A 26,378-nucleotide genomic window follows, 5' to 3' on the forward strand; every position below is an offset into this window, starting at 1 on the left:
CTCAGGGACCTTCCGGCGGGCGGGTCGGAGGGACCTGCATGACCTCGAGAATGTCCACGCCCAGCATGTCGAGGTGATTGAGGATGCCGGCCAGCGCCGCCTGGTCGGCGAGATAGCCGTGCAGCACAGTCTGCGCAGGTTCCGGATCGGCCGCCATCGAAGGGAATACATCCGTCAGGTCGCGCGACAAGGTGCCCTTCACCCGGATGACGTAATGGCCCATGGGAACGCCCCTTTCACGGCCCGCCGACACGACTCTGCCGCGCCCGCCGCCGGGAAACATCACCCTTCTCGGGCGACGAGCCGGCCGATCGACCAGGAAGGTAGCGGGAATCAGGCGTCGCGCAGGATTTTGGCCTTCTCGGCCTCGAACTCCGCTTCCGTGAGTACGCCGGTATCCCGCAACTCACCGAGTTCCTTCAGTTGCCGCAGCACCGCCGACCGTTCCTGGAGGGGTGCCGTCGCGGGCGGCGGCGGAGCCGCGGTTGACGATGCCCAGGTTCCCTGCTGCCTGGCGGCGACGCGGCTGCGGAGGCGGGCTGCCGTCCCGGCAACGACGGCTGTTCGCGCCGCGGAGCTGAACAATCTCACCGCGCGCTCCTTTCAGTCCGCGCCGAGTGCGGCGTCGAAGTCCGCGGCCGGGATCCGTCCCGTCGCGGCCAGCCGGGCGCCTTCGCCCCGGAGCGCAGCCTCCATCGACACGATCCACTCGTTCTCGTAGATGACGACGACCCCCAGGTTGCCGGGCTCGATGAAGGCGCCGGCCTCGCGGATGTCGTCGCCGTCCAGCAACCCCGACGAAGCGCCGGTGAACGGCGTCAGCGCCGACAGTTCCGGGACCGCGCTCGGCGTGACCAGCGACATCCCACCGTTGGCGGCTTTGCTCACCACCTCGAGATCGAGGATGCGGACCAGATCCCGCTCGGCAAGGTTCAGCAGCGCTCCGAATCCTCGGGTCCCGGGCCGGCCGGAGGAATTTCGACCACCAGCAGGTCGATCGGACCGAGAACATGATCAGCGTCCTGTTCCGGCATCGGGCCTCCACTCGTACTGCGTGACTCCGGGAGACGGCCACCGTCTCAAGCGGCCAGGACAGGACGCATCACCCGGATCGGGTGACCTGCCCGGCGTAGGTCAGGTCGGGGTCGGATGGTGCGGGGATCGCGTCGACGTGCGCATGCTGTCGGCATGACGGCGTCTGCTGGGAGAAGGGCTCTGCCGCCGGTGCTGGCCGCCGTGATCACGGTGATGCTCCTCTGCCTGTCCGACCAGGCCGTGGCCGCGGACTCACCGGAGGACGCGGCCGCGCAAACGCTGGCCGAGCGCTACGCCCCCGTGGTCAGACTGCAGCAGGCTTCGTCGACCTGCGAGCAGGGTGAGCAGTTCCAGCCCACCGATGTCGAAGCGGTGCTGGGTGACCAGCAGGTCGCGCTCCGTGGGCCCTGGCGGCCGCCCGACCTCGTCAAACCGCAGCCGGAAGGCAAGGACATCGGCCTCGGGTTCCCCGGCCATTTCCTGGACTTTCCCGGCGATCCACTGCGTCCCGGCTGCGACTATGCCGAGTGGTCGGCGCGCATCAACGTCGCGCATCCGGCAACCGTCTACGCGCACGTCGCCGTCGACCCCGGGTTCCCCGGGCAGCTCTCCCTCGACTACTGGTTCTTCTACGTGTTCAACGACTACAACAACAAACACGAAGGCGACTGGGAATCGATTCGGCTCGTCTTCGAGGCGGCCACACCTGCGGCCGCTCTGACCACGACCCCGACCGCCGTGGGGTTCAGCCAGCACGGCGGAGCCGAGCGAGCGCGCTGGGGCGACACCAAGCTGGAGATCGTCGACGGAACTCATCCGGTCGTCTACCCGGCCGCGGGTTCGCACGCCAACAAGTTCGGGCGACGCCTGTACCTCGGTCGCGGCTCGGAGGGGCTGGGGTGTGACGACACCACGAGTCCAGCACTCGAGCTGCGGCCTCGCGTCGCCTATGTGCCGATGGCCCGCGCCGACTACGTGCGGCAGTATCCGTGGCTGACTTTCGAGGGACGATGGGGCGAACGGCAACGATCCTTCTTCGACGGACCGACCGGGCCGAACATGAAGGTCTCGTGGACCGCGCCCATCCGTGATGCCGAGACGACCTGGCGGGACGACAGCACCACCGTGCCGGCCGGCACGTTGCTGGGGCCGAGCAGCACCGAAGTTTTCTGCACGGCGGTCGCGACCGGATCGAACCTGGTCCGCGAGACGCTCGACCGGACCTGGCTGCTCGGCCTGCTGCTCGCTGCGCTCGTCGTACTGATCTGGTTCGCGGCAAGCCGGACGCGGTGGAGTGAGGCTGATCCGCTGCCCGCCCGGAGGCAGCGGGCGTGGGGCCAGGCGGTCAGTTCCGCGCTGCGGTTGTCCCGGGATCGGCCACGCCTGTTCGCCGGCTTCGCCGCGGCCTTCGTCGTCCTGAGCCTGGTGACGGTCGCCCTGGCCAGGCTGCAGGTGGCCAGACGTGATGCTCCCACCGACCTTGGTGCTCCAACCGAAAGTGCGACCGGTTTCTGGGCCTCTCTGGTCGCGCTGGCCGTCACGATCCTCACGATCGCGACATACTTCGCACTTCTGGCGGCCGTCGCGGCGACGCTCGACCAGCTGGACCGTGGGGTACCGGTGACAGCCGCGCTCACGATGCGCCAGGTGGTGTCGAACTGGAGGGCACTGACCAAGGCGGCCGCACAGTACGTCGTCGTACTCGCCATCCTCACCATCTTCGTCGCGACGATCCCGTTGGCCGTCTACTACGCGGTCAGCCGGGCGTTCGCCGTACCGGCGGTGGTCGCGGAGGGCTGCTCGGGAGGTACGGCGCTCAGGCGCAGCCGGATGCTGGTCAGGGGCCGATGGTGGCGCACCGCTGTCCCGCTGGCCATCATCACCGGACTGGGACTGGCGGCCGGGCCGGTCGCCGGGATCACCTTGCTGCTCGGCACGGATCTGTCGCCCACGCTGATCAACGTGGTGTCGTCGATCCTCTTCGCCCTGGCGATGCCGGTCGCCTCCGCGGCCGTTGTGTACCTGTACTTCGACCGCGCCGCGTCGATACCGGAGTCACCTGGATCGGGTGAGCTGCCGGACACCCGCCGAACCTATTCTCGGGATGGCGCCGGGCCTGTCGAGCAAGACTTGCCACCGGTGCGCTCCGACTCCTGAGCGGACCGGAGGAGGTCGAGATGGTCCAGGCCGACAGCGGACCGCCGATGCCGCCAGCCACCGACCACGGGAGCTTCTGGTCTGCCCACCGTCTGCCGCTCGCGATCTCAGCAGGCGCGATCGTCGGTGCGATCGTCACCGCACTGATCCTCGTCGCTGTGCAGCCCGACGGAAGTACGGCCGGCGGCTTGTCATCGACCGGCCAGGCGGATGCGGGTACGGCGATGTGCGCGGCGACCCCGGTCGCGGACGAGGTCCTGCCCTCGATCGTGACGATCTCGGCGCGCCGCGGCGTCCAGGCCGGCACCGGGTCGGGGCAGATCTACAAGGAGGGCGGCTACATCCTCACCAACGACCATGTCATCTCGGTCGCCGCCGGTGGGGGCAATGTATCCGTTCAGTACAGCGACGGCCGCAACTCCGAGGCCGTGATCGTCGGCCGTGATCCCAGTACCGATCTGGCGGTGCTCAAGGCCGCGGACGCCGCCGAGAACTATCCCCTGATCGGTCTCGGGTCGTCCGGATCGCTCCGGGTCGGGCAGCCCGTTGTCGCCCTCGGCGCTCCGCTCGGACTCGCCAGTACGGTCACCTCCGGCATCGTCAGTGCACTGGATCGGTATGTACCGGTGCCGGGTGATGGGGTGACACACCATCTGATCGGTGCCATCCAGACCGATGCGGCCATCAATCCCGGCAACAGCGGCGGCGCGCTGGTGGACTGCGCGGGACGGCTGGTCGGGGTCAACGCCGCGATTGCCACCGTGCCGAACGCCTCCGGGGTCAGCGGCGGCGGAAGCGTGGGCCTCGGGTTCGCGATCCCGGTGGACCTGGCGAAGCCGATCGCCGACGAACTCGTCCGCACCGGGCGGCCGGGTCACCCGACGACCGGCCTGCAGGTCCAGGAGATACTGCCCGCGGTCGCGAAGGCGTCGGGCACTCCGGCCGGGCTCTTCGTCCTCGCGGTCGACCCAGGAGGTCCTGCTGCGAAGGCCGGACTGAAGGCAGGTGACGTCATCACCAAGGTCGGCGACGAAGCGGCGGTCAGCAGTGAGCAGATCGTGGTCGCGACCCTGACCCGCGCGGTCGGGGACACCCTCAACCTGACCTACCAGCGGGCAGGTATGTCGGCCACCACCACGCTCACCCTGGCCGCACCCTAGGACCGGCTCAGGACGAAACAGCGGCCGCCGGCACCGGCTGTGAGGCGAGCAGGTCGAGGCCGAGCCGGCGGGCGAGGAACTGGGCAGCCAGTTGGCCTTTGACGCTGTTACCGGCCCGATCGAGCCGCGGCGCGAAGGTTCCCAGCGCGCCCTTGCCGGGTGAGACCGTCACGACGCCGCCACCGATCCCGCTCTTGCCCGGAACTCCGACGTCGATCAGCCAGTCACCGGAGGTTTCGTACAGACCCGCGATCGTCATCACCGCCAGCGTCACCCGGGCGACGTCCGGGTCGATCACCCGCTGCTGCGTCACCGGGCAGACCCCGCCGTCCGCCAGGGTTGCGCCCATCACCGCGAGGTCCGTCGCGGCGACACTCAGGCAGCTCTGCCGGGTGTAGAGCTCGGTCGCTTCGTCGGGATCACCGGCCAGTCCGTCGACGCTCCTGAGGAGAGCGGCCAGAGCACGGTTGCGGTGGTTCGTGGCCAGCGCCGACGCCAGCACGTCCAGGTCCAGGTGAAGCTCACGGCCCGCGAAGCGGGAAAGACCGTCGACGATGAACTGCCAGCGGTCGGCCAGCAACCGGCCCGGCGTCAGGCTGGTCGTCGCGATCGCACCGGGATTCACCATCGGATTGGTACGCCCGGCCGACGACCGTTCGACCGCCTGCACCGAGTTGAAGGGCAACCCGGTCGCGTTCACGCCCACCAGTGTGCGGATGGCATCGACACCCACCGCCTGACACGTCAGCGCGAACACGAACGGTTTGGCGACGCTCATGATCGTGAACGACCGACGGGAGTCGCCCGCCTCGAACAGCCGGCCGTCAGTTGCCGCGATGCAGACGCCGAAGGAATCCGGATCGACCCGCGCCAACGCGGGATACACGTCCGTCACCGCCCCGTCGCCGTTGGCACGAAACCTCTCGTACGCCGCCCGGACCAGCTCGGCGACAATGGTCTCCACGGGCAGACCACCGGTGGAGACGTATCTGTCGGCGGTCGGCATGTCAGAACGGCCAGACCAGGGGGACGACGACCAGCCCCGTGAGCAGCCACCAGGCCATCACGACGAGGCCGAGCTTCCAATAGTCCCCGAAGCGGTAGCCCGCCGGACTCATGATCATCATGTTCGCGGGTGTGGAGATAGGCGTCAGCAGCGATGCCGCCCCGGCGACGGCGATGAGCATCAGGACCGGGCGCACGGAGGTCCCGGTCCCCTGGGCGGCCGCCACCGCGATCGGCGCGACGATCAGCACCGTCGCCGTGTTGCTGACCATCTGCCCCAGCGCGGCGGTGAGGACGAAGAGTGCCAGCAGCAACAAGTACGGCCGGCCCGGTCCGACCGCGTCCATGATCAGGTCGGCGATGCGGTCCGCGCCGCCGGTGGTCCGGATCGCGACCGACAACGGAATCAGGGCACCGATCAGGACGACGATCTCCCAGGCGATGGCGCGATAAGCCTGTCGGGGTCCGACGACCTTCGTCAGCACCATCGCGGTCGCGGCGAGCAGACCCGCCATCGCGGGCGGGACGACGGCGGTCGCGAGCAGGACGACCATCGCAGCGAGGATGGTGACGGCGATCGATGCCTTCGGCCCCCAGGGCACGGCCTGACGCCGGACGAGTTCCGGCGAGTCCACGAGCAGGACGTCCCGGTCCCGGGTCAGCTCGTCGAGAGCCGGCCACGGGCCGTGCACGAGGACCGCATCTCCCTCGGCCAACTGGGTGTGTCTGTTGCCGCGGTCCTTGCCCATCCGCTGCACGGCGATGATGACCAGCTCAGGTCCCCGGTGCATGCCCGGGAAGACGGTGTCGCCGACGAGGGACGACCGCGGCGGGATGACGACCTCGACCACACCGGCTTCCCGGGTCATCAGGTTGTCGACCGGCGTCGGTTCCATGCTGACCGCGAGCAACGAGTTGACGGTCAGGCTGCTGACCTGGTCCGGCGGACCGGTCACCACCAAGACGTCACCGACGTCGATGGCGGCGTCCTCGCGGGTCTGTCCCCGTCCGTCCTGGACGCCGACGACGGCGACGCCCGGGTACGGCGAGAGGTCGAGAGCGCCCACCTCCTGTCCGAGCAAGGGCGACACCTCACGCACGCGCAGCCGGTAGAGGCCGTTCGGCAGCGCGTAATGACCGTCGAGCGTCTGGGCGTGCAAGGAAAGATCCGCGGTCGGATGCGCCGGCCGGGCCGCGGGCAGCAGTCTGGGGCCGAGGAGCACCGAGATGGCGATGGTGCCGATGACGAGCGGGACACCCACCACGGCGAAGGAGAAGAACGGGAAGGCGCCCGCACCGGCATCACCGGCCGCGTCGGAGACGATGATGTTGACGGGGGTGCCGGTCAGCATCAGCAGCGATCCGGCGCTCCCGGCGAAGGTCAGCGGCATCAGCATCCGCGACGGCGGTTGGCCGACGCGCACGGCGAGCATGACCACCAGCGGAAGCAGCGCGGCGACTGCTCCGTTGAGGGTGATCAGGGCCGACAACACCGCGCACAGACCCGTGACGGCGATCAACAGCCGGGCCCCGGTGGAACCGGCGTACCTGACGATCGTCTGGCCCGCCCAAGCGGTCACGCCGGTGGAGTCCACGCCCTCGCTCACCACAAACAGCGTCGCGATGAAGATCACCACCGGGTCACCGAAGCCCGCGAGTACGGCGGTGAAGTCCAGCACGCCACTCGCCCACAGGGCCAGGGCGACCAGCACCGCGACGAGGTCGACGGGCAGTCTGTTCCAGACGAACAAAGCAACGGCGAGCCCCAGGATGATCAGGCTCAGCGTGCTGTCATCCATGGCTCAGATGCACTGGTGCGGACGGGCCCCACGGGATCCCGATCAGGTACCACGCGATGTAGAAGAGCATCCACGCGACCAGTACGACGAAGGTGTACGGCAGCATCATCGACACCACCGTGCCGATACCGGCCCTCTTCCGGTACTTCTGGCACACGAGCACGATGAACGGCAGGTAGACCATCAGCGGCGTGATCACGTTGACCGGTCCGTCGCCGACCCGGTACGCCGCGACGACGGTCTGCGGCGCGATGCCGAGCCGGTAGAACAGCGGGACGAAGATCGGTGCCAGGATGGCCCACTTCGGGATCACGCCGGGCATGATCAGGTCGATGATCACGACCAGCAGGATGAAACCGATCAGCAACGGCAGGGCGCCGATGTCGGCCCGCTCTAGCAGGTCGGCCAGACCGGTCGCGGCCAGGGTCGATATGTTCGTGTAGTTGAAGTAGGCGATGAACTGGGCGATCAGCAGCATCAGGAAGATCAGTCCGCCCAGGCCGTTGAACGTCTTCACGATGGCGTTGATGACGTTCGTGCTGCCGGTCAGGGACTTCGCGCCGCGGCCGTACCCGAGGCCGGCCGCGAGGAACAGCATCGAGATGATGAAGAGCAGACTGCTCATGAACGGCGAGTTCCCGAAGATCTCGCCGGTCTCGGGGTTGCGCAGCGGAGCCCCCGGGATGAAGGTCAGCGCCGAGACGATGGCGACGGCGACCAGCAGGTAGTAGACCGACCACCGCAGCCCGCGCGACTGCAGCGACATCTCCTCGTCGGTGGGCTGGTGATCAACCGGCGCGTCGGACGGGGCCTCGGCCGGGTCGTACCGGCCGAGTCTGGGTTCGAGAATGCGCTCGGTGATCACCGTCATGACCAGTGCGCAGAACAGCGTCGCGGCGATGCTGAAGTAGAAGTTGTGGGTGACGTTGAGGTTGACGTCGGGGGCGACCAGCGCGACCGTCTCGTTCGTGACCTCGGTGATGATGCCGTCGGCCGGGGTGATCAGGATGTTCACGAAGAAGGCCGCGCTGACCCCGGCGTACGCCGCCGCGATACCGGCCAGCGGATGCCGCCCGAGCGAGGCGAACGCGGCCGCCCCCAACGGGATGAGGACGAGATAACCGGCGTCGGACGCCACGCTGGAGATGCCGCCGAGCAGGACGACGATGAAGGTGATCGCGCCCTTGGGCGCCACTTTCACCATTTTGCGGATCAGGGACGCGATCAGACCTGCTTCCTCGGCGACACCGACCCCGATCATCGCCACCAGGATGACGGCGACGACACCGAAGTCGTTGAAGTTCTGGACAGCCGTGGTGAACATGAACCGGATGCCGTCGCCGTTCAGCAGGCTCTCGGCGGTGATCGTCTCCTCGTGCACCTCGAAGTCCGGCACGGCCGGCGCCGGGGGCGCGTCGTTGCCGGGGACGCTCGTTCCCTGCGGATACTCGGGAGCGACCTCGACGGTTGCCGGCTCGGCGACCTCGGTGGTCACACTCGTCCCGGCCCAGGACAGGATCTGGGAGGTGGTGATGACGATGACGATGAGCCCCAGGAAGATCAGGGCCGGGTGTGGAACCTTGTTGCCGAAGCGCTCGATGCCGTCGAGAACCCGTTGCATCCCGCCCTTCTTGACGGGCTTCTCCGGGGCCGCGGCGGAGCTCATGACCGGGCCGCGCGGGAACTGGCCTCCGGGCGCCGGGCGAACTCGAGGGCGAACTCGATCAGCAGCTTGGTGCCGAAGCCGGTCGCGCCCTTGTTCCGCCAGGTCCTCGGAGCCGGCAACTGGGCCGTGCCCGCGATGTCGACGTGGGCCCAGGGCCGGCCGTCGACGAACTCCTCGAGGAACAGTGCGGCGGTGATGGATCCCGCGTTGACGCCGCCCATGTTGCTCAAGTCGGCGATCGAGGAGTCGAGCTGCGATCGGTACGACCTATGCAGAGGCAGCTCCCAGACGGGTTCGTCGACGACGTCACCCGCGCGCCTCAACTGCTCCACCACGGCCGGGTCGTTCCCCATCACGCCGGCGATCTCGACGCCGAACGTTCGCAGGCAGGCGCCGGTCAGCGTCGCGATGTCGACGATCGCGTCGACCGGCTCCTCCGCTGCCAGCGCCAGTCCGTCCGCCATCACCAGACGCCCTTCGGCATCGGTGTTCAGCACCTCGACCGTCGTACCGTTGCGCATCCTCAACACGTCACCGAGCTTCATGGCCGACCCCGAAGGCATGTTGTCGGTGCACATCAGATAGCCGGTGACAACCGACGTACACGCCAAGGCCTTCAGGGCCGTCATCGAGGCGAGCACGGCCGCGGCGCCGGTCATGTCGTTCTTCATCTGTGCGTGCGACTCGTCGCTCGGCTTGAGGCTGATCCCGCCGGAGTCGTACATGACGCCCTTCCCGATCAGGGCGATCCGTCCGGTGGGCTGCTCGGGCTGGTACCGGAGCCGGATCATCCGGGGCGGCTCCACACTCCCGCGATTGACGCCGAGCAGACCCCCGCAGCCCATCTCGATCAGCTGGTCCTTGCCGAAGACCTCGACCTCGAGACCCGCCGGCGGACCGACCTCGAGGGCGACTTCGGCCATCCGGGCTGCCGACAGGGTGGTGGCCGGGCAGTTGGCCAGGTCACGGCCCAGGCAGTACGCCGCGGCGATGACACGACCGCGTTCGACCCCGATCCCGGCCTCTTCGGCATCCTCGTCGCCCGCCACCACCAGCAGCGACTCGAGCGGAGCACGGTCGGCATCCCTGCCGACGAAGTACCGCCAGCGCGCCAGTAGCACCCCTTCGGTCACCGCCTGGGCGAAATCGGCAGGGGAGATACCCAGCTCCCGGGAAGGGACCTCGATCGCGAGACGCTTGTGCCACGGGACGGCGCGGGCGAACTCCGCCGCCAGATCGCGCGCGAGCGTGGCGTCGATCTGGCCGGGCGCACCGGTCCCCACGGCGACGCGGACCGGGCCATCCGCTCGCGCCTGAACAAGCGTCTGGCCACGCTCGCCGGTGAACCCGGCGGACGCCAACCCGGCTGCGCTGGTCCCTAGCTCCTCGCGCGGCTCCGCACCGAGGGCAACCGGTACGGCGAGCGCGTCCGCCTCAGCCTCCGCATGTTTCAACGAGGCGACGCCGATCGCCACCCGGTGCCGGGTCGACGGAATCGGATCGAAGTCGTCGGGGGTCGTGTTCACGAGATCTCCTTCGGCCGGAGCGCGGCGTCGTCACCTCGGCGCACACTCCAAGGGCTCACTTGTCCGCGGACCGGGTCAGGCCTGAAGGGCCTGGACGAGTTCTTCTTCGCGCTCCTTGGTCAGGTTGCTCTGGAGGATCGTCGGACCGTAGGGCTTGAGCGCGTCGACCACCCGGTCGACGGTGGCCGACCTGGCGAGCAGGAACACGGCCGCCCTGCCTTCCTGCAACTGCTGGCCGACCTGCTTGATCAGCTGGTCGCTGATGCCGACATCGGTCAGCTTGCCGGCGAGCGCCCCACTCGCCGCGCCGACCGCCATTCCGGCGATCGGATTCAGGAAGATCAGTCCGATCAGCGTGCCCCACAGCGCGCCACTGGCCGCGGCCGGCGCGGTCAGGCTCATCGTCTGCTGGATGCGAACCTTGCCCTTGTCGTCCTTGTAGGCGATGGCGGCGTCCTCCCGCTGCAACAACTGCTGCCTGGCCAGCTCTTCAGTCAGCTGGACGACGCGCTCCGCGTCATCGCGACTGTCGAGACCGAGCACCACCAGATGGGTCATGTCGGATTCCTCCATGGGGTTGTGCGCCACAGATCGCCCTGGAGACCCATCCCATCAATCGGCCGAGCCGCCGTCCTCCTCCGATTAGGGTGAGCTGTGAACGCCCAGCCTGCACGCCGGCACAGGTAGTGCGTCGTACCGGAACCCTCGCAATCACCCGGTGCGGGGGATGAATCAGCCGCCGGGTTGCCGGTTCACTGGGTCAGGCCGACGGTGCGGGCCACTCTGAGGGCTGCGGACCGCTTCTCCACGCCCAGCTTGCGATAGAGCGACATCAGGTGGGTCTTGACGGTGTTCTCGGTGATGTACAGCGCCGCGGCGATCTCGGTATACGAACTGCCGAGCGCGAGCTGCTCGAGCACGTCCGCCTCACGGACCGTCAACCGGATCCGCGCACCGTTGACGACGGCATCGAGGCGATGGGGTGGCGCGGCGTGCACATCCGGCCTGGTTCGCGCCAGCAGCGTCATTCCGCCGGACTCTTTCGATCCGTCCCGGTAGCCCGACAGCTTGTCGAGCGCGATAGCGGCGAACGGATGCGGGTTCGGACGCATGAGGTGCCTGCGCAACTGGTCGAGGAACGCCGGTTCGCCACCGGCCGGGATGAGGGCATGCAGGATTCGCTGCGGAGCCACCCGGTTCAGGGTGTCGACCAGCGAGGTATCGGCAGCAGGCAGATCGCCCATGCGGGCCAGCAGAACGGTTCGGACCGAGGCTGCCGTGGCCGCGATCGGAGGGTACAAGTCCGGTCGGTTGAGGAACTGATCGATCATCGCAACGGTTGCCGGCAGATCGCCCCGGCCCATCGTGAGCATGGCCCGGGCCAGCTCGGCCTCGGTCTTGTTGCCGGTCCGGTCGAGCTCCCTGAGCTGCGCCTCGATACCCGCCCGGTCCCCGACCAGAACCGCCAGCCGGAACCGCATCAGGGCCAGGTCCCGGGACAGGAACGACGGTAACGGCCCGGCTGCCGCGGGATCGCTGGTGAGCTCCGTCAACGCCTCGTCGAGCCGGCCGTCCTCGACCAGGAGCACGGAACGGAGGATCGCACGCAACGCCGTGACCACCGTGTCCGAGTCGGCCACAGCGTTCGCGACCACGAGCTGGTGCCAGTGCCACGCACTGTCCAGATCCAGCTGGCTCACGGCCGCGAATCCCAGCACGACGTGGGCCCGGACGGCGTACTCCAGCGGTAGACCCTGCTCGCCGACCACGTCGAGACCGGCCTGCGCGGACTGGGCCGCGCTCTGCACCTGGCCGCGCACGTACTGCACGACGGCACGGTGCGCGAGGCCACCCGCGACCAGCCGCGTATGGCCCGCCATCCGTGCCGTGACGAGTGCCTCGTCCAGATGGCTGAGGGCTGCATCGAGTTCGTCGACCCAGGTCTCCGCCGCGGCAAGCTCGATGAGCAACCAGGCAAGACGCTCGGGCGCGAGTACGGCGCGTCGCCGGCCGTCGCCATCCGGTGGAACCAGCGCCAGCAGGGATCTCGCCCGTTCGATCGCGGCCTGGACGTCATACCAGCCATATCGGGATTCCCACAGCCGCAGCAGTACGGCGTCCGCCCGCAACGCGTCGTCGTCCGCGGTCATCGGCTGTAGATCCGTCGTACCTGCCAGATCGTCGGCCGACGCCGCATCCATGACCGCGCCGGCGATGTCCCCGGAGACGCGCCGCAGCAGCCCGCGAACGCCGATCAAGTGCGGATGGGCAACGAGATAGCCGTCCGGGAGGGCCTCGAATCCTGCCGTGACGAGACCGAGATCGCCGGCGGCGAGCATCGCCGGCCCGTGACCGAGCAGGATCCGGGCGATCAGTGCGGGGTCACCGGCGCCCAGTGCGCTCCGCAGTGCGGTAGCGCCGTCGCCCCGGTTCTCGTAGAACAGCGCCGACCGGTGCTGCGCCGCGACGACGATCCGCGCGTCGTCGGTGCTGCCGGCAGCCCGCCGCCGGAGCAATTCGACGAGCAGCGGGTGGTACCGATACTGCGGTTCGCCGCCGGAACCGTCGGCGTAGGCCGTCACCAGCAGCCCGTTGCCGGCGAGATCCGCAAGCATCGCGCCGGCGTCGGCGTCGCCGCTGAGCATCACGGCCAGGGGCCCGGTCACGGCGGTGGCCCCGAAAGTGCTCAGCAGCATCGCCTGCACCCGCTCGTCGAGGGTGCTCAGGCTCTCACCGAGCAGCACGTCGAGCACCGGCCGCTGGTTGACGACGGGCCAGACAGCGGTCCCGGTCGCAGCGAGGGTCCGGGCCGCGAGCACCAGCGCCGCCGCCCAGCCGGCCGTCTGTTCCTGGAACATCACGATGTCGTCCGCGGTGGCGCTGCTCGCATGCGCCTGCACGAGTTCGGCGGCCTCGGCGTCGTTGAACCGCAGATCCCCCGACCGCAGCGTCAACGCCATCCCCCGCAACTCGAGCTCTGGCACCGGCAGCGGCAGGTCGTACCGGGTGGCCAGCACGAGCCGGACCGCGTGCGGCGACTTCTTCAGAACCTGGGACATGTCGGCGACAATCGCTGCCGGCAACAGGTGAGCGTCGTCGACTACGACTGGATCCGGCGGACCCGCCACGTCGGCGCCAACCGCCTCGTGGAGGGTTTGCTCCAGCGAGCCGGGCGACTGCCCGGACACCCAGGCCACGGACTCACCCGACTGTCGGTGGCGCGCAACCCAGTCGGCCAGCAGGACGGTCTTGCCGGTGCCGGCCGGCGCGATCAGCAGCGTCAGCGGAGCACGAGCGCCGAGGTCGAGAGCAGAGTGCAACCGCTCACGAGTCACCAGCGTCAGCGGCGGCCGTGGCACACTTTCCCCGGCCGGGCGCTGGAACCTCTCGCGCGCTTGGTCTGGCGTCGGGGTGGTCACCCTCGTCGCCCCTCCCCTGGCCGACGTGTGCTGGTCTGCGCTTCCCCATTCCTGCGTCCCGAAATATCGAGGCTAACTGCTTCGCGCCGATCGCGGCAGGGGCAACAGGGCGTATTGCTCGGACAGGGTCCCACCCGGCGGGCGCGTTACCGGGTGCATTCAATCCTTTGTTTGCCCGTTCCGTCCTCCGACCCGAGGCACTTTGGCGCCGATCCACACCGCGACGGCGACGAGCAAACCGATCCCGACCAGCCATCCCCACAAGCCTTCGGACACGGGCCCGAGCCGGCCCAGTCCGAAGCCACCCGGGTCGTTGGACTCCTGCAGACTGACGAGGTAGGCGATGATGGCGCGCTTGTCCTCCGGGACCAGCACCTGATCGGAGAAGACGGGCATCTGCTGGGGGCCGGTCAGCATCGCCTGATAGATGTTCCGCGGCGTCGTCTCCATCAGCGACGGCGCATAGCGGCCGTGCGGAAGCGCACCACCCCGACCGGCGAAGTTGTGGCACGCCGTGCAGTTCGTTCGGAACAGTTCGCCACCCCGGACGACCTCCTCCTGCGTCGCGTTGCTGACGTCGTACGCCTCCTCCGCCGGCACCGCAGGTCCCGGACCGAGCGAGCCGACGTACGCCGCCAGCGCCTCGATCTCCTCGGGCGTGTACACCGGAGGTTTCTGCGGCACCTGGGCGCCGGGCTGCACGGCCGGCATCCGTCCCGTGCTGACCTGGAAGTCGACCGCGGCCGCGCCGACGCCGACGAGCGACGGGCCGGCCATCCGTCCTTCTCCGTTGGACCCGCCGTCAGCGTTCAGACCGTGGCAGCTCGAGCAACCGACCGCAAACAGCCGCCGGCCTTCCTCGATCTTCTGAGACTGTGGCCCATCCGCACCCGCCGCGCCGTTCGGCACCAGTACGGCGTACGTCAGGCCGACCGTCACCAACGCCGCACCGACCACCACGGCCTTGGCCAGTCCATGCCTCCTCCACAGCCGTGGGGCCCGGACCACACTGCGCATCTGCCCACCTCCCGGCATGCCGCGGGACCAGCAGACACGACCCCTCGACCGCCGGGATCACCCGAATCGGGTGATCCGCTGACTTCGTCAGCGGGCGTCGCGTTTGGCCTGGCGACGGGCGCCGGCTGCTCGCGTCGACGCGTCCTTCTTCAGTCCACCGGTGGTCTTGGTCGCGCGCGGACGCCGGCTGCCCTCCGGCGCGGGACGATCGGCCTGGACCGGAGCCGCCACGGCGCCGCCGGTCGATCGCGCCGCCGCGAGCCGTTCGCTGCGAAGGTCCATCGACGCGCGCCTGGCGGCCGTCGCGACTTCCCGGCTCACCCGCGCCAGCACCGACTCGAACAACTCCGCCTTGTTCCGGTCCCGTTGATTCCTGGGATAGGACTGGCCTCGCCCGCCCACCTGCGCGACGGCAGCACTCGCGCCACGCCGGTAGTTCTTCACGTACTTCGTCCGAACCCGCCGGATCCGCTGGTGCAAGTCCAGCAGTTCATCCTCGTCCAGGCGCTTCAGCACGTCTCGTTCAGTCTCCGCCACGAGCAGGCGCTCGGCATCTGTCAATGAGTTCAGCAGGCCTTGATTCATCGCAGTCTCCTAGCAGCCACCCGGAGCCTACGTCCGCACCGAGCCTCGGTCGAGAGTCCGCTGCCGTGGTTCCACAAATGACCGTGTGGCCGGTCCGGTGGACGCGAGCTGTACGTCTGCGACATAGCCCGCGCGCTCGGCGCGGTCGACGCCATCGAGCCGAAAACACCACGGCTTCGACCTCGCCATGGAGGCCCACCGGCAGGGTGAACCAACTCACCGTCCCCCTGCGCCGCTGGCGTTCGGTGGCGCGCAGTCGCACGCGATAGTCCCGGTGACGCCGGTGGTCAGCCCCGCGATAATGGCCGACGTGGAGGAGGTCGAGGTCGTCGTCGCGCATCACGAGTGCGCGACCCTGCGCGTCGGTGACGTGTTCCTGAAGATCGACGCTGATCAGACTCGCACCGACGTCGAGGTCGAGGCGATGGCGTTGGCGCCGATCCCGACTCCGGAGATCCTGTGGCGGAAGCCGCCCGTGCTCGCGCTCGCCGCCCTCCCGGGGACGGCACTCGGCCGACTCGGCGAGCCGTCGACCGCATCGTCGGCGGCGTGGGCCGCGGCGGGTGCCGCCGCACGGATGCTGCACGACGCCCCGCTGCCGCCATGGCCCGGTCGGAGCGTCGACGAGATCGCAGCACACCTCGACGGCGAATGCGAGTGGCTCATCACGAACGGCATCCTTCCCGCCGACTTGGTCACGCGCAACCGCCGGATTGCCGAGGCCGCGCTGCGGCCGTGGACACCGGTGTTCACCCACGGCGACCTGCAGATCGCCCACGTATTCGTCGACGGCGACAAGATCACCGGCGTGATCGACTGGTCCGAGGCGAGCCGGGGCGATGCGATGTACGACCTCGCCAGTTTGACGCTCGGACACGAGGAGCACCTTGGCGACGTCCTCGCCGGCTACGGCACCGACGTCGACCTCGACGTGATCCGCGCGTGGTGGTCGCTGCGAAGCCTGTGGGCGGTCCGCTGGCTGGTCGAGCACGGCTTCGACCCGTCCTCGCCAGGCTGCGAGTTCGACGTGCTGAGATCCCGGATGTGAGGCTGCACCAGCCCGACGGCAGGTTCCACTTCCGCTACCGTTCCCCCATGCCTAACGATGCGGTTTGCGGAGCTCCTCGCAGAGGCATTGCGGGACCTCGTTCGGTTCGTTGATGAACGCGCAGACGACGCGACAGCGGATGACGACGTGCGAGCGCTCGAATCCGTCGCACACGTCCTGAATCAGGTGGCTCCTGACGACCGGCCCCGAATGCGCGCACTGCTCGGACCCGAGTTCGTGGCAACCCTCGGCTGGACCTGATTTCCGTACGTCGATCAGCCCTGGCCCAGGTGTCCGACCATGCCGCGATCCGATCACTTACCGAGGCCCAGAGGACATATCCCATCCCCCACGGGGAACCTGCTCATCAGGGCAGCGCCGGCCCGCGGTCCGGCGCAGTCTCAGGTCCCCGGCGTTGAAACGCCAGCGCCGGGGACCGCCCGACATTCGGGCGGGCCCCACCGGCAGAGCTGCGATCAACTCAGCCGCAGCCATCACCAGGAAGGGTCGAAAGATCCTCCGGGCGCAAGTCGCAAGCCTGCCCGCAACGCTGGGAGTAGGCGTTATCGGAATCCGCACTATTCCCTGGGGACGTGTGCCGAGTGCCACCACTACCGCAGCTGGGACCTCAGCCGCCCCGACCGACCTGGAGGACCCGCGCTCGCTCGCCCGTGTTCCCATGAGCGATTCGATCCTCGAGGCAAACTCGGTGAGCGATGACCGTCGTGGCCCCGGCCCGTCGTTGCTTCTGACATCTAGGACCAGGCCATTCCCGCCGGGGCTGAGGACCGTTCGTTCGCTACAGAAGTCGCATGGCCACTGGAACAGCTCGAGGTCCTCGGGTCGGATACTCAGTCGCGCCCAGGCCGGCGCTGAGTTTCGACGCACTTGCTGTACGACCGCTTCAAGCTCATCGCCTACAGCCGGATAGAACGGTTCAAGCGTGGCGTCGTCGGTCGCCTGAGCACCAAATTGCTCGATTATGTCGATGGATGCGCCGACGTCCTCATGACCAACGATGGTCACTAGCACTCCCCATGGGTGACGGCTCGAAACCTTGACCCGCACCCGTTGCCCCGGCAGCAAAGCCATACTCGCGCTCTCGAACCGCTTCCCCGCCACCGCGCTATTGCCTCCTGCCTAGAGCACTTGAAGCAAGATAGGCGACTCTCGGCGGCCCTCGGCCTGATCACTCACCTACTTCAGCTGCGGCCAGTTTCAGTCAGAATCGGGACATCCTCCGGCCTCAGGTCCGCTCGTAAGCTGGCGTAGCGGAGTCCGTGGCGCCACGACCGGCCTCTGGGGCGTCGGCAAGGACATCGATCACGACCAGCAGCTGCCCCTTGGCGACCGGCTTCTTCGACCCGCGGCCGGCCCACCGCTGGGGCTGATTCTCGTTCGGCCCACGGGCGCCTCGCCGCGCGCACTTCAGTACAGCGTCGAACTCGGCGGACTGGGCTGCGGTCAGTGGCACCGTGCGGCCGACCATGACGAGTTCGCCGGCGCCGGTGTAGCGGCCGGCGATCACCACTTCGGGATGACGAAGCGATCCGAGGGCGCCGCCGACGCTCGCCTACCAACGGACCGTTGCTGACGGTGGGCCTACTCAGTGATCCGTGGCGCCGGAACCGCGACGCTCGGCAGGCGAAGCGCGAGCACGACGCCCACCACGGCCAAGAGCGCACCTCCGACTGGCTGGGCGACGTCGAGGAACAAGAAGCCCAGCACGAAGAGGAGAGTGCTTGCGGCGAAGCCAATGCCGACCCATCGCAGTGGTCCGCGGAGGCGAGCGATGGCGACGCCGAGCAAGATCCCGCCCGCGAGGAACAAGAGCAATCCGAGGCCCGCGGTCGCGAAGAGCGGCGTTCCATAGACGTTCTCATTCAGCTCACGCACCCCCGCCATACCGTCGAGGAAGGCCTCGCCGATCGCGGGCTGTGCGAAGGCGGCGACACCGACGACCGCCGTGACGAACACATTCCCGACGATGAAGCATGCGGCGCCGAGGATCGCCGGAGTCGCAGCACGAGCGCGAACCAGGAAGGCAAGTGCCGCCATGATGCCGAGTATTCCGAGCGCGGCGCCTGCGATGCTCGCCACGAGGTGACTCACCAGGAACCAGTCCGTGGTGATGTACTCGGCGTAATCCTGAAAATCAGTCCTGTAGTCAGGTTGATGGGTAATCGTCCCGAGAGCCAGCAATGCTCCATAGACAGGAATCAGCCAAAGACCAATGCGGGCGAATTGCGCTCCGGGCAGGTGATCGCCGGCCATCACTGCTGCCTTTCGTCAGGCGACGCTCAGAAGTTACCGCACACACAGAGCCTGTTGAAGCCGCCGTAGGCGCTAACTACCGCAGGCCCTGGTGGCCAGACGCTCGAGCGACCACGGGACCACCGGGCAGTCGGCGGTCAAACACGAGGCGCTTCGACAGGGGTCCCCGTGCCAGGCCCATTTGACGTCTCCTCAAGCTACCCCTGGCGGCGTCGAACCACCCTCGGCTGCCGGAGTCATGCTCACGATTGCCTCGGCAGCCTCCTCAGGTGTCAGCTCCAGCCACTCCGCGAGGAGTTTGCGAACCACGCGAGCTACATCCGGGTCCGCGCGTACGCTTGCAGTGCGTCGCGGACGAACGTCGCCCCCGCGGCGTCGTCGTACATGCCGGCGAAGCGGGGGTCGTCGACGTACATGTCCCCCAGACCTTTCACCATCTCGATCGAGCGCTCCCGATCGCCGTCGGCTGTGGGGGTACCCGGGATCTGGCTCAGCCACTGGACGTGCCGGGCGGCCAGTGACTGAGCGTGTTCCGATGTCGGGGAAACCCCGGCCTTCGCTGCGGCGACCCATGCGGCGACGAGGTCGTCAGTGGCCTGCTTCCAGGCCCGCTGCTGGTCGAGGGTCTTGCCGTGCCACCACTCGTTGCTCACTTGGAACGCGCGCTCGCCCCAGCGTGAGATCACCTCGTCCTTGTAGAGGTCGTTGAACCCCGCCAACATGACGTCCATCCGCGGTTCCGCCCCCGCCTGCAGGGCCTCGAGCGTGTGACGCACGGACCGGATCTGCCGTTCGATGCGGTCCCGTTCCTCTTCCAGTGCGGCGATGTGGGCGCGGAGCCCGTCGCACGTGTCCACCTCGTCAGCCAGGACCTCGGCGATGGCCGGCAAGCCCATGCCGAGCTGGCGCATGAGCAGGATCCGCTGGAGCCGGGCGACCGCAGGGGGGTTGTAGTAGCGGTACCCGTTCGCGCCGACCCGGGACGGGGCCAAGAGCCCGACGCGGTCGTAGTGGCGCAGGGTGCGGCTGGTGATGCCGGCCCTGGTCGCGAGTTCCTGGATCGTCCACTCCATCGTTCCAGTTTTACCTGCGGCGGAGCGTGGCGGCGATGATCTCCGAGCTGTCGGCGTGGAGGGCCTGCGCCGCCGTCTGCCCGGTCGCCGCCAGGTAGGTGTCGACCAGCCGGTTGCCCGCGGCGTACCCGGCGCCCATCGGCAGTCCCACCGGGGTGAGGCCGAAGCGCTCGGCGCTGGGGTCGCCGTGCACCCAGGCGGTGAAGTTCTGCATGCCAGTCACGTCGAGCCCGGTGAGTACCTTGCCGAAGACCTCGTCGTCGTGCAGGTGCGGCACGCCGATGCGGGCGGGGCCGAGCTCGTCGCCGTAGAGCTGCCGGGCGAAGGCGTCGGCCAGCCCCTCGCCGACGACGTGCTCGCCGACCGTGACGGTCATCGGGTCCCACACGACCCCGTCCGGGCTGTAACGCAGGTTGTGGTTGAGTTCGTGCACGGCGGTGGCCTCCAGCCGCTCCACGTTCTCGGGGAAGGGCCAGAGCGTGATGGCGATGTGGCCCGAGATGCCGCCGAACCCGGTCACTCCTTTGCAGGGACCCATGAAGTGCTCGTCACCCGGATCGCCGAGGACGAACAGCACCGTAATATCTGGGGCCTCCAGCCCCGGCGTCGCCTCCAGCAGTACGGCGAGAGCGTCGTCGAGCGCGCGTTGCATCCGCTCCCAGGCCCCGGCCGCCGCCAGGGTTTCGAGCGCGTCCAGGCAACGCTCCTCGTCGCGGTCGATGGGGAACCCGGACGATTGGAGGTGCAGGGCAACCAAGTCGACCTCGCCGGGGTTATAGCGGTACATGCCCTTGTTGGCCTCCAGCATCGAACGCAGCAGGTCAACGCGGTCCGCGACCGGGGCCAGCAGGATCCGCCGCATGGCGGAGTAGGTGTCAAGAACAGTGATGGACATGGCCCCGATGCTAGAAGTTGACGCAGCGTCAAGGTCAAACCAGCGGCGCAGTCTCCTCCTCGCCGCCGCCCTCGCTCTGAGTGCGGCGGCGTACCCCACCCAAGCAAACGCCCCCCACCGCCGCTCCTCTGCAGATCATGCTCAGGGCTTCTGCCTCGGGTCGACTGCCTCGCCAAGGCCGTCAGTAGCCTGCGTCACCTGGTCGGCGACGCCATCCACCGGCAGGTCGAGACCGGTCGCGGCGTCGACGTGTTCGCCCGCGGTGTCGGCATATCCTTGCGCGGTTTCGCCGAGGCCGGCGGCAGACTCCGACACCTGGTCGGCGGCATCGCCGACCGGAAGGTCGATGCCGGTCGCGTCGCTGACCTTCTCGCTGGCGCCCTGCAGCAGTTCAGAGGCTTTGTTCTTCAACATGTCGAACACGCTCATGCGAATCCTTCGGCTCGGTGGTTACTGGACGTTGCGTTGGTAACTCCCAGTGTGACGGCTCCTAGCCCTCACTCAAGCCAACCGCGCTCCAACACCCTGCCGACCGGATCCTGCAGCCCCGAGGGCGCGCGAGCTCACGGCGTGCCGGGTGGCGTGTGCTGCGACGCCGGAGCTCGAAGTCGCGGCGGTGCCTGGAACTACGTGCAGATGGTCGGTCGGCGGGCGAGAAAGGAACGGTTGCGGCTCCGATCATCGTGGCCTACGGCGCTGTCCTGCCCCGGCTGCTGGCCGTCTCTGTGGGTTTCGGCTTGGCCAGGACCAGGAGTCCGACCGTGGAGACGGCGGCGCCGACGGTCATGAGGATGGCCATCGGTACGGCGGTGTGTTCGCCGCCGAGGCCTGCGATCGGCGCGATGGTTCCCGCGGCAACCCATTGGACGAATCCTTGTACGGCTGATCCGGTGCCGGGGTGCTCGGGGACGGCGGCGGACGCGAGGGCGCCGCCGTTGGGGATCATGAGCCCCTGGGCGGTCATCAGGACGAAGAAGCACACGAGCGCGAGAAGCAGCGGGGTGCCGAGCCACAAGGCGCCGGCCAGCATGGCAATACCTGCGGCCAAAGCAGCGATCTGGCCGCCCAGGATGAGCTTGCGGGTGGAGACCCGCCCAGCGAGCCGGGCCGCGATCAGCGCAGCGACTGTCATCCCGACGGCGTTGGCCGCGAAGTCGATGGAGTACGCGATAGGCGAGAGCCCGTTCATGCTCTGCAGGACGAACGCGGAGGTGGCGACATAGGCGAACAGAGCGCCCATCGCGGCCCCGGCGACCACCAGGTAGCCGACATACTCCCGGTTGGCCAGGACCATGCGTCCGGCGGCGAGAAAGTTGCGTAGCCCGCCGGCGTGACGGCGCTCGCGCGGGAGCGATTCGGGCACGGCGACCAGGGCCGCCAACGTCATCGCAAGACCGAGCACTGCGACGAGCCAGAACGAGACCCGCCAGTGGGACAGTTGCAAGATGAGCCCGCCGAGGAGCGGGCCGACGATGGGAGCGATGCCGCCGACCGCGGCGATGACGTTCAGTACCCGGACCAGTTGGGTGCCGGTGGCCAGGTCGACGATGATCGCCCGGCCGATCACCATCGCCCATCCGCCGGCGAATCCCTGGACGAGCCGGGCCACCGTCATCACCCCGATGGTCGGCGCGAGCGCGCAGACGATCGAGGCCGCGGTCATGGCCAGCAGCGCAGCGAGCAACGGAATCCGCCGGCCGCGTTGATCCGAGACCGGACCGCCGATCAGCTGCCCGAGCGCCATGCCGACGAAGAACGTTGTCAGCGTCAACTGGACTTGCGTCGCGGTACTGGACAGGTCGCCGGCGACCTGCGGGAACGCCGGGACGTACATGTCGGTGGCCAGGGGCGCGATCGCGGTCAAGAACACCACGGTCGCGACCAGTCCGGCGGTCAGCCGGGCTTGGCGACGTGCCTGCGCCAGGGGTGGCGTCGACCTGGCGACGTCGGGGTGCAGTGGAACCTGTTGCATCAAGCCTCTTCAGGTCGCGGAAGTGTCAGGGCTGGAGCCGGACTGTGATGGAGCCGTTTATGTTCGCGATGCGCTCGGCGGCGTCATCGTGCATGCGGCCCAGTACGACGATGCCGTCGAAGTAGGACTGGTCGCCGTAGTAGAGGACGAGATCGTTGCCTGGGGCGTAATAGCCGAGGTCGCCGACGTCGGGGTCCGCGCCGGCCGGCTGACCGTCGAGGGACAGCGGGGCCGGCAGCGCGCCTGTCTTCTCGACACCACCGTGGTCGCTCATCTCGACGGTGAGCGGAAGTTGCGCGGCCAGCTCGCGAGTGGCGGCGCTGTCGTCGAGGGTGGCTTGGAAGTGCTGATCACCGATCGTGATTTGAATTCTCATCCCGTCCTCTTCGGTACTGCGCGGGGGCGGTGAGCTGGGCCGGGTGGATTGCTGACCGCCTGATGGCGGGCCGGCCGGCTGGTCGACGGAGGCACTGCTGGTCGGCGCCGTGAGGCGGCCCTCGGATTGACCGCTTTGGCTGTTGTCGGGTGCACACGCAGTCAGGGCTAACGCGACACTTGTGGTTAGTACGGCGGTAGCGACATGACGTGTGGCTTTCATCGGTCCTCTCAGCCAGGCTTGGACTCGGTCAGACGGTGAGAAGGACCTTGGTAGCGGTGCGCTGGTCCATGGCCTGGTATCCCTCGGCGGCGCGCTCCAGCGGCAGGGTGAGGTCGAAGACCTTGCCGGGGTTGATCTTGCGGTCCCAGATCAGCTGGACTAGTTCGGGCAGGTACTGCCGGACCGGGGCCGGGCCGCCGTGGAGGTGGACGCCGGCCATGAACAGCTCGTCGCCGGGAATCGCGACGTCGTGCGAGACACCGACGAACCCGACGTGTCCGCTCGGCCGCGTGGAGTGAATCGCCTGCATCATGGCTTCCTGAGTGCCGACGGCCTCGATCACCGAGTGGGCTCCGAGGCCACCGGTGAGCTCCTTGACCCGGGCAACACCGTCCTCGCCACGCTCTTCGACGATGTCGGTGGCGCCGAACTCCTTGGCCAGCGCCTGGCGATCGGTGTGCCGGCTGAAGGCGATGATCCGCTCCGCGCCGAGTTGCTTCGCCGCCAGGATCCCGAGCAGGCCGACGGCACCGTCGCCGACGACCGCGACCGTCTTGCCGGGACCGGCCTGCGCGGCGACGGCGGCGAACCAGCCGGTCCCGAGCACGTCGGAGGCCGCCATCAGCGACGGGATCAGATCGGCGTCGGGCATCCCCGGCGTGGCGACGAGAGCACCGTCGGCCAACGGGATTCGGGCCCGCTCGGACTGAGTGCCGATCGTGCCCATCAGGACGCGGTGCACGCAGTACGCCTGGTAGCCGGCCTGGCAGATCTCACAGGTGTTGTCCGAGGCCCAGAAGGATCCGACGACGAAATCACCGACCCTCACGGTGCGCACCTCGTCGCCGACTTCTTCGACAACGCCGACGTACTCGTGGCCCATCACCTGGTGGTCGACGGGCTCAGCGCCTCGGTACGGCCAGAGGTCGCTGCCGCAGATGCAGGTTGCCGCCAGGCGGATGATCGCGTCGGTGGGCTCGACGATCTTCGGGTCCTCACGGTCCTCGACCTGTACGTCCCCGGGGCCGTACATGACAACCTGGCGCATCGCGCGCTCCTTCTCATCGCTGGGTGTGGCGGCCCCGATCAGGGACCACTCAACGAGTCAACGCGCGCAGACCGGCGCGGAGAAGTCCCTGTCGATGGGTGTACTCGCAGGGCACCCTTCCGCACTGTCCGACCGTGCGCGGCCGTCTACCGTCGTAGTCGTGGACAACAAGCAAGAGGTGCGCGAGTTCCTCACGACTCGCCGCGCCGGCTCACTCCGAGCCGCTGACGGGATCCCGACATCGGGCCGCCCGCGCCGCCGGGGGGCTCCAACTCCTCGCCTCCTGGACCGCTCCGGCCGACATACCGACGAACAGCAACTGAAGGAACCCATATGCAGATCACCCGCAATTCCATCGACACCGCCAAAGGCCCGGCGGACTGGTTCACCGGCGACGTCTACATCGACGCGGTCGCCGCGGCCCCGCCGCCTTCGCGGGTCACCGCGAACCTCGTCCACTTCATGCCCGGCGCACGCACCCACTGGCACCGTCACCCGCTGAGCCAAACCGTCTTCGTCACCGAAGGCGTCGGCCTGTGCCAGCGTCGCGGCGGCCCGATCGAGGTCATCCGGCCCGGCGATCGCGTGCTCTTCGAGGCCGACGAGGAACACTGGCACGGCGCCGCTCCCAACCGGCTGATGGTCCACGTGGCGATCAACGAAGGGGACTCCGACCACGACGTCGTGCACTGGCTCGACCCCGTCACGGACGGCGAGTACGAGGCCGCGCCGCCCATCGCATGACGCGCCGTCCCGTTGGCGGTTCACATGGCACAGGGACGAATCAACCGGTCGAGCAACCCGCGCCCGTCGCACCACGGCCAAGAGCACTTGTGGGGCTGGGTCAGTCGTCCGCCTTGACCAGCTTGACGAAGTTGCTGTCCTCGCCGTCGGCCTTGTGCTCCTGGTAGACCACCTTGAGTCCGCTGCGGTCGAACGTCTCGAACCACTCGTCCCAGGAGACCTCGCGCAGGTTGTCGCCGCCGTACCCCGGGAAGTCGAGCCGCAGTACGCCGGCACCGGGGCCCTCCTCGGTTCCCTCGACGATGGTTGGTTTCGCGCCGCGGCGTTCGGCCCAGTCCTTGATCGTGTCGTGATCGGTGGTCTCGAGGGTCTCGCCCGGATGCGATTCCTCGGTGTTGTCTGCCATCTCGTTTCCTCTCCGCGCCGCCCCGGCGGTGCCGGGACAAGCACACCTCGTTCGTGGTCAACCGGCGTCGCTCGGCGCCGGCATCCGCGTCGGTCGTTTCGGAGTACCCGTCGTCGTCTCCGTTCACGCGCCCGGCGAACCCGTTACGGGGAGTCGCCGTCGTCGCCCGCCCGCACCGGGGCGGGGTCGACCGCGGCTGGTCGGGAGACAGCTCGTGGTGGTTTGCTCGTAGACGACACCTGTCGCGCCTGAAGAGGGCGGGGTGTCGATCGGCCCCGCGACCATGGCACACGACGGGTGAGGTGGAAGATGCGACAGCTTGTCTACTACGTCGGGCTCAGCATCGACGGGTACATCGCCGGTCCTGGCGGGGAGATCGACTTCTACCCGCTGGCAGGCGACATGGCCGCCTGGCTGGAAGAGAACTATCCCGAGTGCGTGCCCACCCATCTTCGTGCCCAGCTCGGCATGCCCGACGTCCCGAACCGGCACTTCGACACCGTGCTGATGGGCCGCGGAACGTACCAGCCGGCGCTCGATATCGGCGTCGCGAGCCCCTACGCCCACCTGACACAGTACGTCGTCTCCACCACCATCGACCGCGTCGACGACCCAGCCGTCAAGCTGTACGCCGGAGACCCGGTCGAACTGGTCCAACGGCTCAAGAAGGAGGACGGCAAACACATCTGGCTATGCGGCGGCGGCAAGCTCGCGGGCGCCGTACTGCCGGAGATCGACGAACTGGTCGTCAAGAGCTACCCGGTCGTGGCCGGCAACGGCATCCCGGCCTTCACCGGGCGCTTCAGCCCCACGCTGTTCACGCCGACAGACACCCGGACCTTCAGCAACGGCGCGACCGTGACCTGGTACCACCGGGCCTGATCTTGCACGCGCAACCTCGCAGAACCCGTGTATCGGGGTGTGGTGTTCGGGCCCGAGTGTCGAGGCCCA

General features: G+C 68.4%; 25 protein-coding genes. 5 read left to right on the forward strand and 20 right to left on the reverse strand.

Annotated features, from left to right (window positions below):
- Position 1 precedes the first annotated feature (1 nt).
- The 3 genes from AB0F43_RS06595 to AB0F43_RS06605 all read right to left on the reverse strand — a co-directional run bounded on the left by AB0F43_RS06595 (position 2) and on the right by AB0F43_RS06605 (position 939).
- A complete protein-coding gene (locus tag AB0F43_RS06595; RefSeq protein ID WP_360471525.1) occupies positions 2-223 on the reverse strand; it encodes a hypothetical protein in 222 nt (73 codons plus the stop codon).
- Positions 224-333: 110 nt separating this feature from the next.
- The gene (locus tag AB0F43_RS06600) at positions 334-591 is read right to left on the reverse strand and encodes an SHOCT domain-containing protein (RefSeq protein ID WP_360471528.1); all 258 of its coding nucleotides are present in this window, start codon (positions 589-591) and stop codon (positions 334-336) included.
- A gap of 12 nt (positions 592-603) precedes the next feature.
- Entirely contained in the window at positions 604-939 is a 336-nt protein-coding gene (locus tag AB0F43_RS06605) for a DUF6325 family protein (protein ID WP_360473051.1), read from the reverse strand.
- A gap of 249 nt (positions 940-1,188) precedes the next feature.
- Here AB0F43_RS06605 and AB0F43_RS06610 point away from each other — a divergent pair, with 249 nt between their 5' ends.
- The gene (locus tag AB0F43_RS06610; protein WP_360471531.1) at positions 1,189-3,192 is read left to right on the forward strand and encodes a hypothetical protein; all 2,004 of its coding nucleotides are present in this window, start codon (positions 1,189-1,191) and stop codon (positions 3,190-3,192) included.
- A 20-nt stretch (positions 3,193-3,212) separates the two neighbouring features.
- Positions 3,213-4,352, forward strand: a complete 1,140-nt coding sequence (locus AB0F43_RS06615) for a trypsin-like peptidase domain-containing protein (RefSeq protein ID WP_360471534.1) — start codon at positions 3,213-3,215, stop codon at positions 4,350-4,352.
- A gap of 7 nt (positions 4,353-4,359) precedes the next feature.
- Here AB0F43_RS06615 and glsA read toward each other — a convergent pair whose 3' ends face one another.
- The 8 genes from glsA to AB0F43_RS06655 all read right to left on the reverse strand — a co-directional run bounded on the left by glsA (position 4,360) and on the right by AB0F43_RS06655 (position 15,369).
- Positions 4,360-5,358, reverse strand: coding sequence for a glutaminase A (gene glsA / locus AB0F43_RS06620; protein ID WP_360471536.1), 999 nt, complete (start codon positions 5,356-5,358; stop codon positions 4,360-4,362).
- 1 nt (position 5,359) lies between these two features.
- Positions 5,360-7,156 carry an SLC13 family permease gene (locus tag AB0F43_RS06625; protein ID WP_360471538.1) on the reverse strand — a complete coding sequence of 599 codons (1,797 nt, stop codon included), beginning with the start codon at positions 7,154-7,156 and terminating at the stop codon, positions 5,360-5,362.
- Positions 7,149-8,822 carry an AbgT family transporter gene (locus tag AB0F43_RS06630; protein WP_360471541.1) on the reverse strand — a complete coding sequence of 558 codons (1,674 nt, stop codon included), beginning with the start codon at positions 8,820-8,822 and terminating at the stop codon, positions 7,149-7,151. The genes AB0F43_RS06625 and AB0F43_RS06630 overlap by 8 nt, the downstream gene beginning before the upstream one ends.
- Positions 8,819-10,348, reverse strand: coding sequence for a leucyl aminopeptidase (locus tag AB0F43_RS06635; RefSeq protein WP_360471543.1), 1,530 nt, complete (start codon positions 10,346-10,348; stop codon positions 8,819-8,821). Before AB0F43_RS06635 ends, AB0F43_RS06630 begins: the two co-directional genes overlap by 4 nt.
- 75 nt (positions 10,349-10,423) lie before the next feature.
- A complete protein-coding gene (locus AB0F43_RS06640) occupies positions 10,424-10,906 on the reverse strand; it encodes a DUF1269 domain-containing protein (RefSeq protein ID WP_360471546.1) in 483 nt (160 codons plus the stop codon).
- A gap of 194 nt (positions 10,907-11,100) precedes the next feature.
- A complete protein-coding gene (locus tag AB0F43_RS06645) occupies positions 11,101-13,767 on the reverse strand; it encodes a LuxR C-terminal-related transcriptional regulator (protein ID WP_360471548.1) in 2,667 nt (888 codons plus the stop codon).
- A gap of 159 nt (positions 13,768-13,926) precedes the next feature.
- A complete protein-coding gene (locus AB0F43_RS06650) occupies positions 13,927-14,784 on the reverse strand; it encodes a cytochrome c (RefSeq protein ID WP_360471551.1) in 858 nt (285 codons plus the stop codon).
- Positions 14,785-14,871: 87 nt separating this feature from the next.
- The gene (locus AB0F43_RS06655) at positions 14,872-15,369 is read right to left on the reverse strand and encodes a hypothetical protein (protein WP_360471554.1); all 498 of its coding nucleotides are present in this window, start codon (positions 15,367-15,369) and stop codon (positions 14,872-14,874) included.
- Positions 15,370-15,670: 301 nt separating this feature from the next.
- On the opposite strand from AB0F43_RS06655, the gene AB0F43_RS06660 reads away from it, so the two are divergent.
- On the forward strand, positions 15,671-16,417 hold the full coding sequence (locus tag AB0F43_RS06660) for a phosphotransferase (protein WP_360471557.1): 747 nt from the start codon (positions 15,671-15,673) through the stop codon (positions 16,415-16,417).
- A 1,246-nt stretch (positions 16,418-17,663) separates the two neighbouring features.
- Here AB0F43_RS06660 and AB0F43_RS06665 read toward each other — a convergent pair.
- The 8 genes from AB0F43_RS06665 to AB0F43_RS06700 all read right to left on the reverse strand — a co-directional run bounded on the left by AB0F43_RS06665 (position 17,664) and on the right by AB0F43_RS06700 (position 24,277).
- The gene (locus AB0F43_RS06665) at positions 17,664-17,948 is read right to left on the reverse strand and encodes a hypothetical protein (RefSeq protein ID WP_360471560.1); all 285 of its coding nucleotides are present in this window, start codon (positions 17,946-17,948) and stop codon (positions 17,664-17,666) included.
- 71 nt (positions 17,949-18,019) lie between these two features.
- Positions 18,020-18,691 (reverse strand): hypothetical protein, encoded by a 672-nt coding sequence (locus AB0F43_RS06670; protein ID WP_360471563.1) that lies wholly within the window; start codon positions 18,689-18,691, stop codon positions 18,020-18,022.
- A gap of 314 nt (positions 18,692-19,005) precedes the next feature.
- Positions 19,006-19,764, reverse strand: a complete 759-nt coding sequence (locus AB0F43_RS06675) for a MerR family transcriptional regulator (protein WP_360471566.1) — start codon at positions 19,762-19,764, stop codon at positions 19,006-19,008.
- 10 nt (positions 19,765-19,774) lie between these two features.
- Positions 19,775-20,659, reverse strand: a complete 885-nt coding sequence (locus AB0F43_RS06680) for a DUF2268 domain-containing putative Zn-dependent protease (protein ID WP_360471569.1) — start codon at positions 20,657-20,659, stop codon at positions 19,775-19,777.
- A gap of 141 nt (positions 20,660-20,800) precedes the next feature.
- The gene (locus tag AB0F43_RS06685) at positions 20,801-21,088 is read right to left on the reverse strand and encodes a hypothetical protein (protein WP_360471572.1); all 288 of its coding nucleotides are present in this window, start codon (positions 21,086-21,088) and stop codon (positions 20,801-20,803) included.
- 259 nt (positions 21,089-21,347) lie between these two features.
- Entirely contained in the window at positions 21,348-22,631 is a 1,284-nt protein-coding gene (locus AB0F43_RS06690; RefSeq protein WP_360471575.1) for a multidrug effflux MFS transporter, read from the reverse strand.
- 25 nt (positions 22,632-22,656) lie between these two features.
- Positions 22,657-23,007 (reverse strand): cyclophilin-like fold protein, encoded by a 351-nt coding sequence (locus tag AB0F43_RS06695; RefSeq protein ID WP_360471578.1) that lies wholly within the window; start codon positions 23,005-23,007, stop codon positions 22,657-22,659.
- Positions 23,008-23,257: 250 nt separating this feature from the next.
- A complete protein-coding gene (locus AB0F43_RS06700) occupies positions 23,258-24,277 on the reverse strand; it encodes a zinc-dependent alcohol dehydrogenase family protein (protein WP_360471581.1) in 1,020 nt (339 codons plus the stop codon).
- A 333-nt stretch (positions 24,278-24,610) separates the two neighbouring features.
- On the opposite strand from AB0F43_RS06700, the gene AB0F43_RS06705 reads away from it, so the two are divergent.
- On the forward strand, positions 24,611-25,021 hold the full coding sequence (locus tag AB0F43_RS06705) for a cupin domain-containing protein (protein WP_360471584.1): 411 nt from the start codon (positions 24,611-24,613) through the stop codon (positions 25,019-25,021).
- A gap of 100 nt (positions 25,022-25,121) precedes the next feature.
- On the opposite strand, the gene AB0F43_RS06710 is transcribed toward AB0F43_RS06705, so the two are convergent.
- Positions 25,122-25,427, reverse strand: coding sequence for a hypothetical protein (locus tag AB0F43_RS06710; RefSeq protein ID WP_360471587.1), 306 nt, complete (start codon positions 25,425-25,427; stop codon positions 25,122-25,124).
- Between the two features lie 309 nt (positions 25,428-25,736).
- On the opposite strand from AB0F43_RS06710, the gene AB0F43_RS06715 reads away from it, so the two are divergent.
- On the forward strand, positions 25,737-26,309 hold the full coding sequence (locus tag AB0F43_RS06715) for a dihydrofolate reductase family protein (protein WP_360471590.1): 573 nt from the start codon (positions 25,737-25,739) through the stop codon (positions 26,307-26,309).
- Positions 26,310-26,378: the final 69 nt, after the last annotated feature.

It is taken from the genome of Kribbella sp. NPDC023972 (assembly GCF_040639075.1).
Classification (GTDB): domain Bacteria; phylum Actinomycetota; class Actinomycetes; order Propionibacteriales; family Kribbellaceae; genus Kribbella.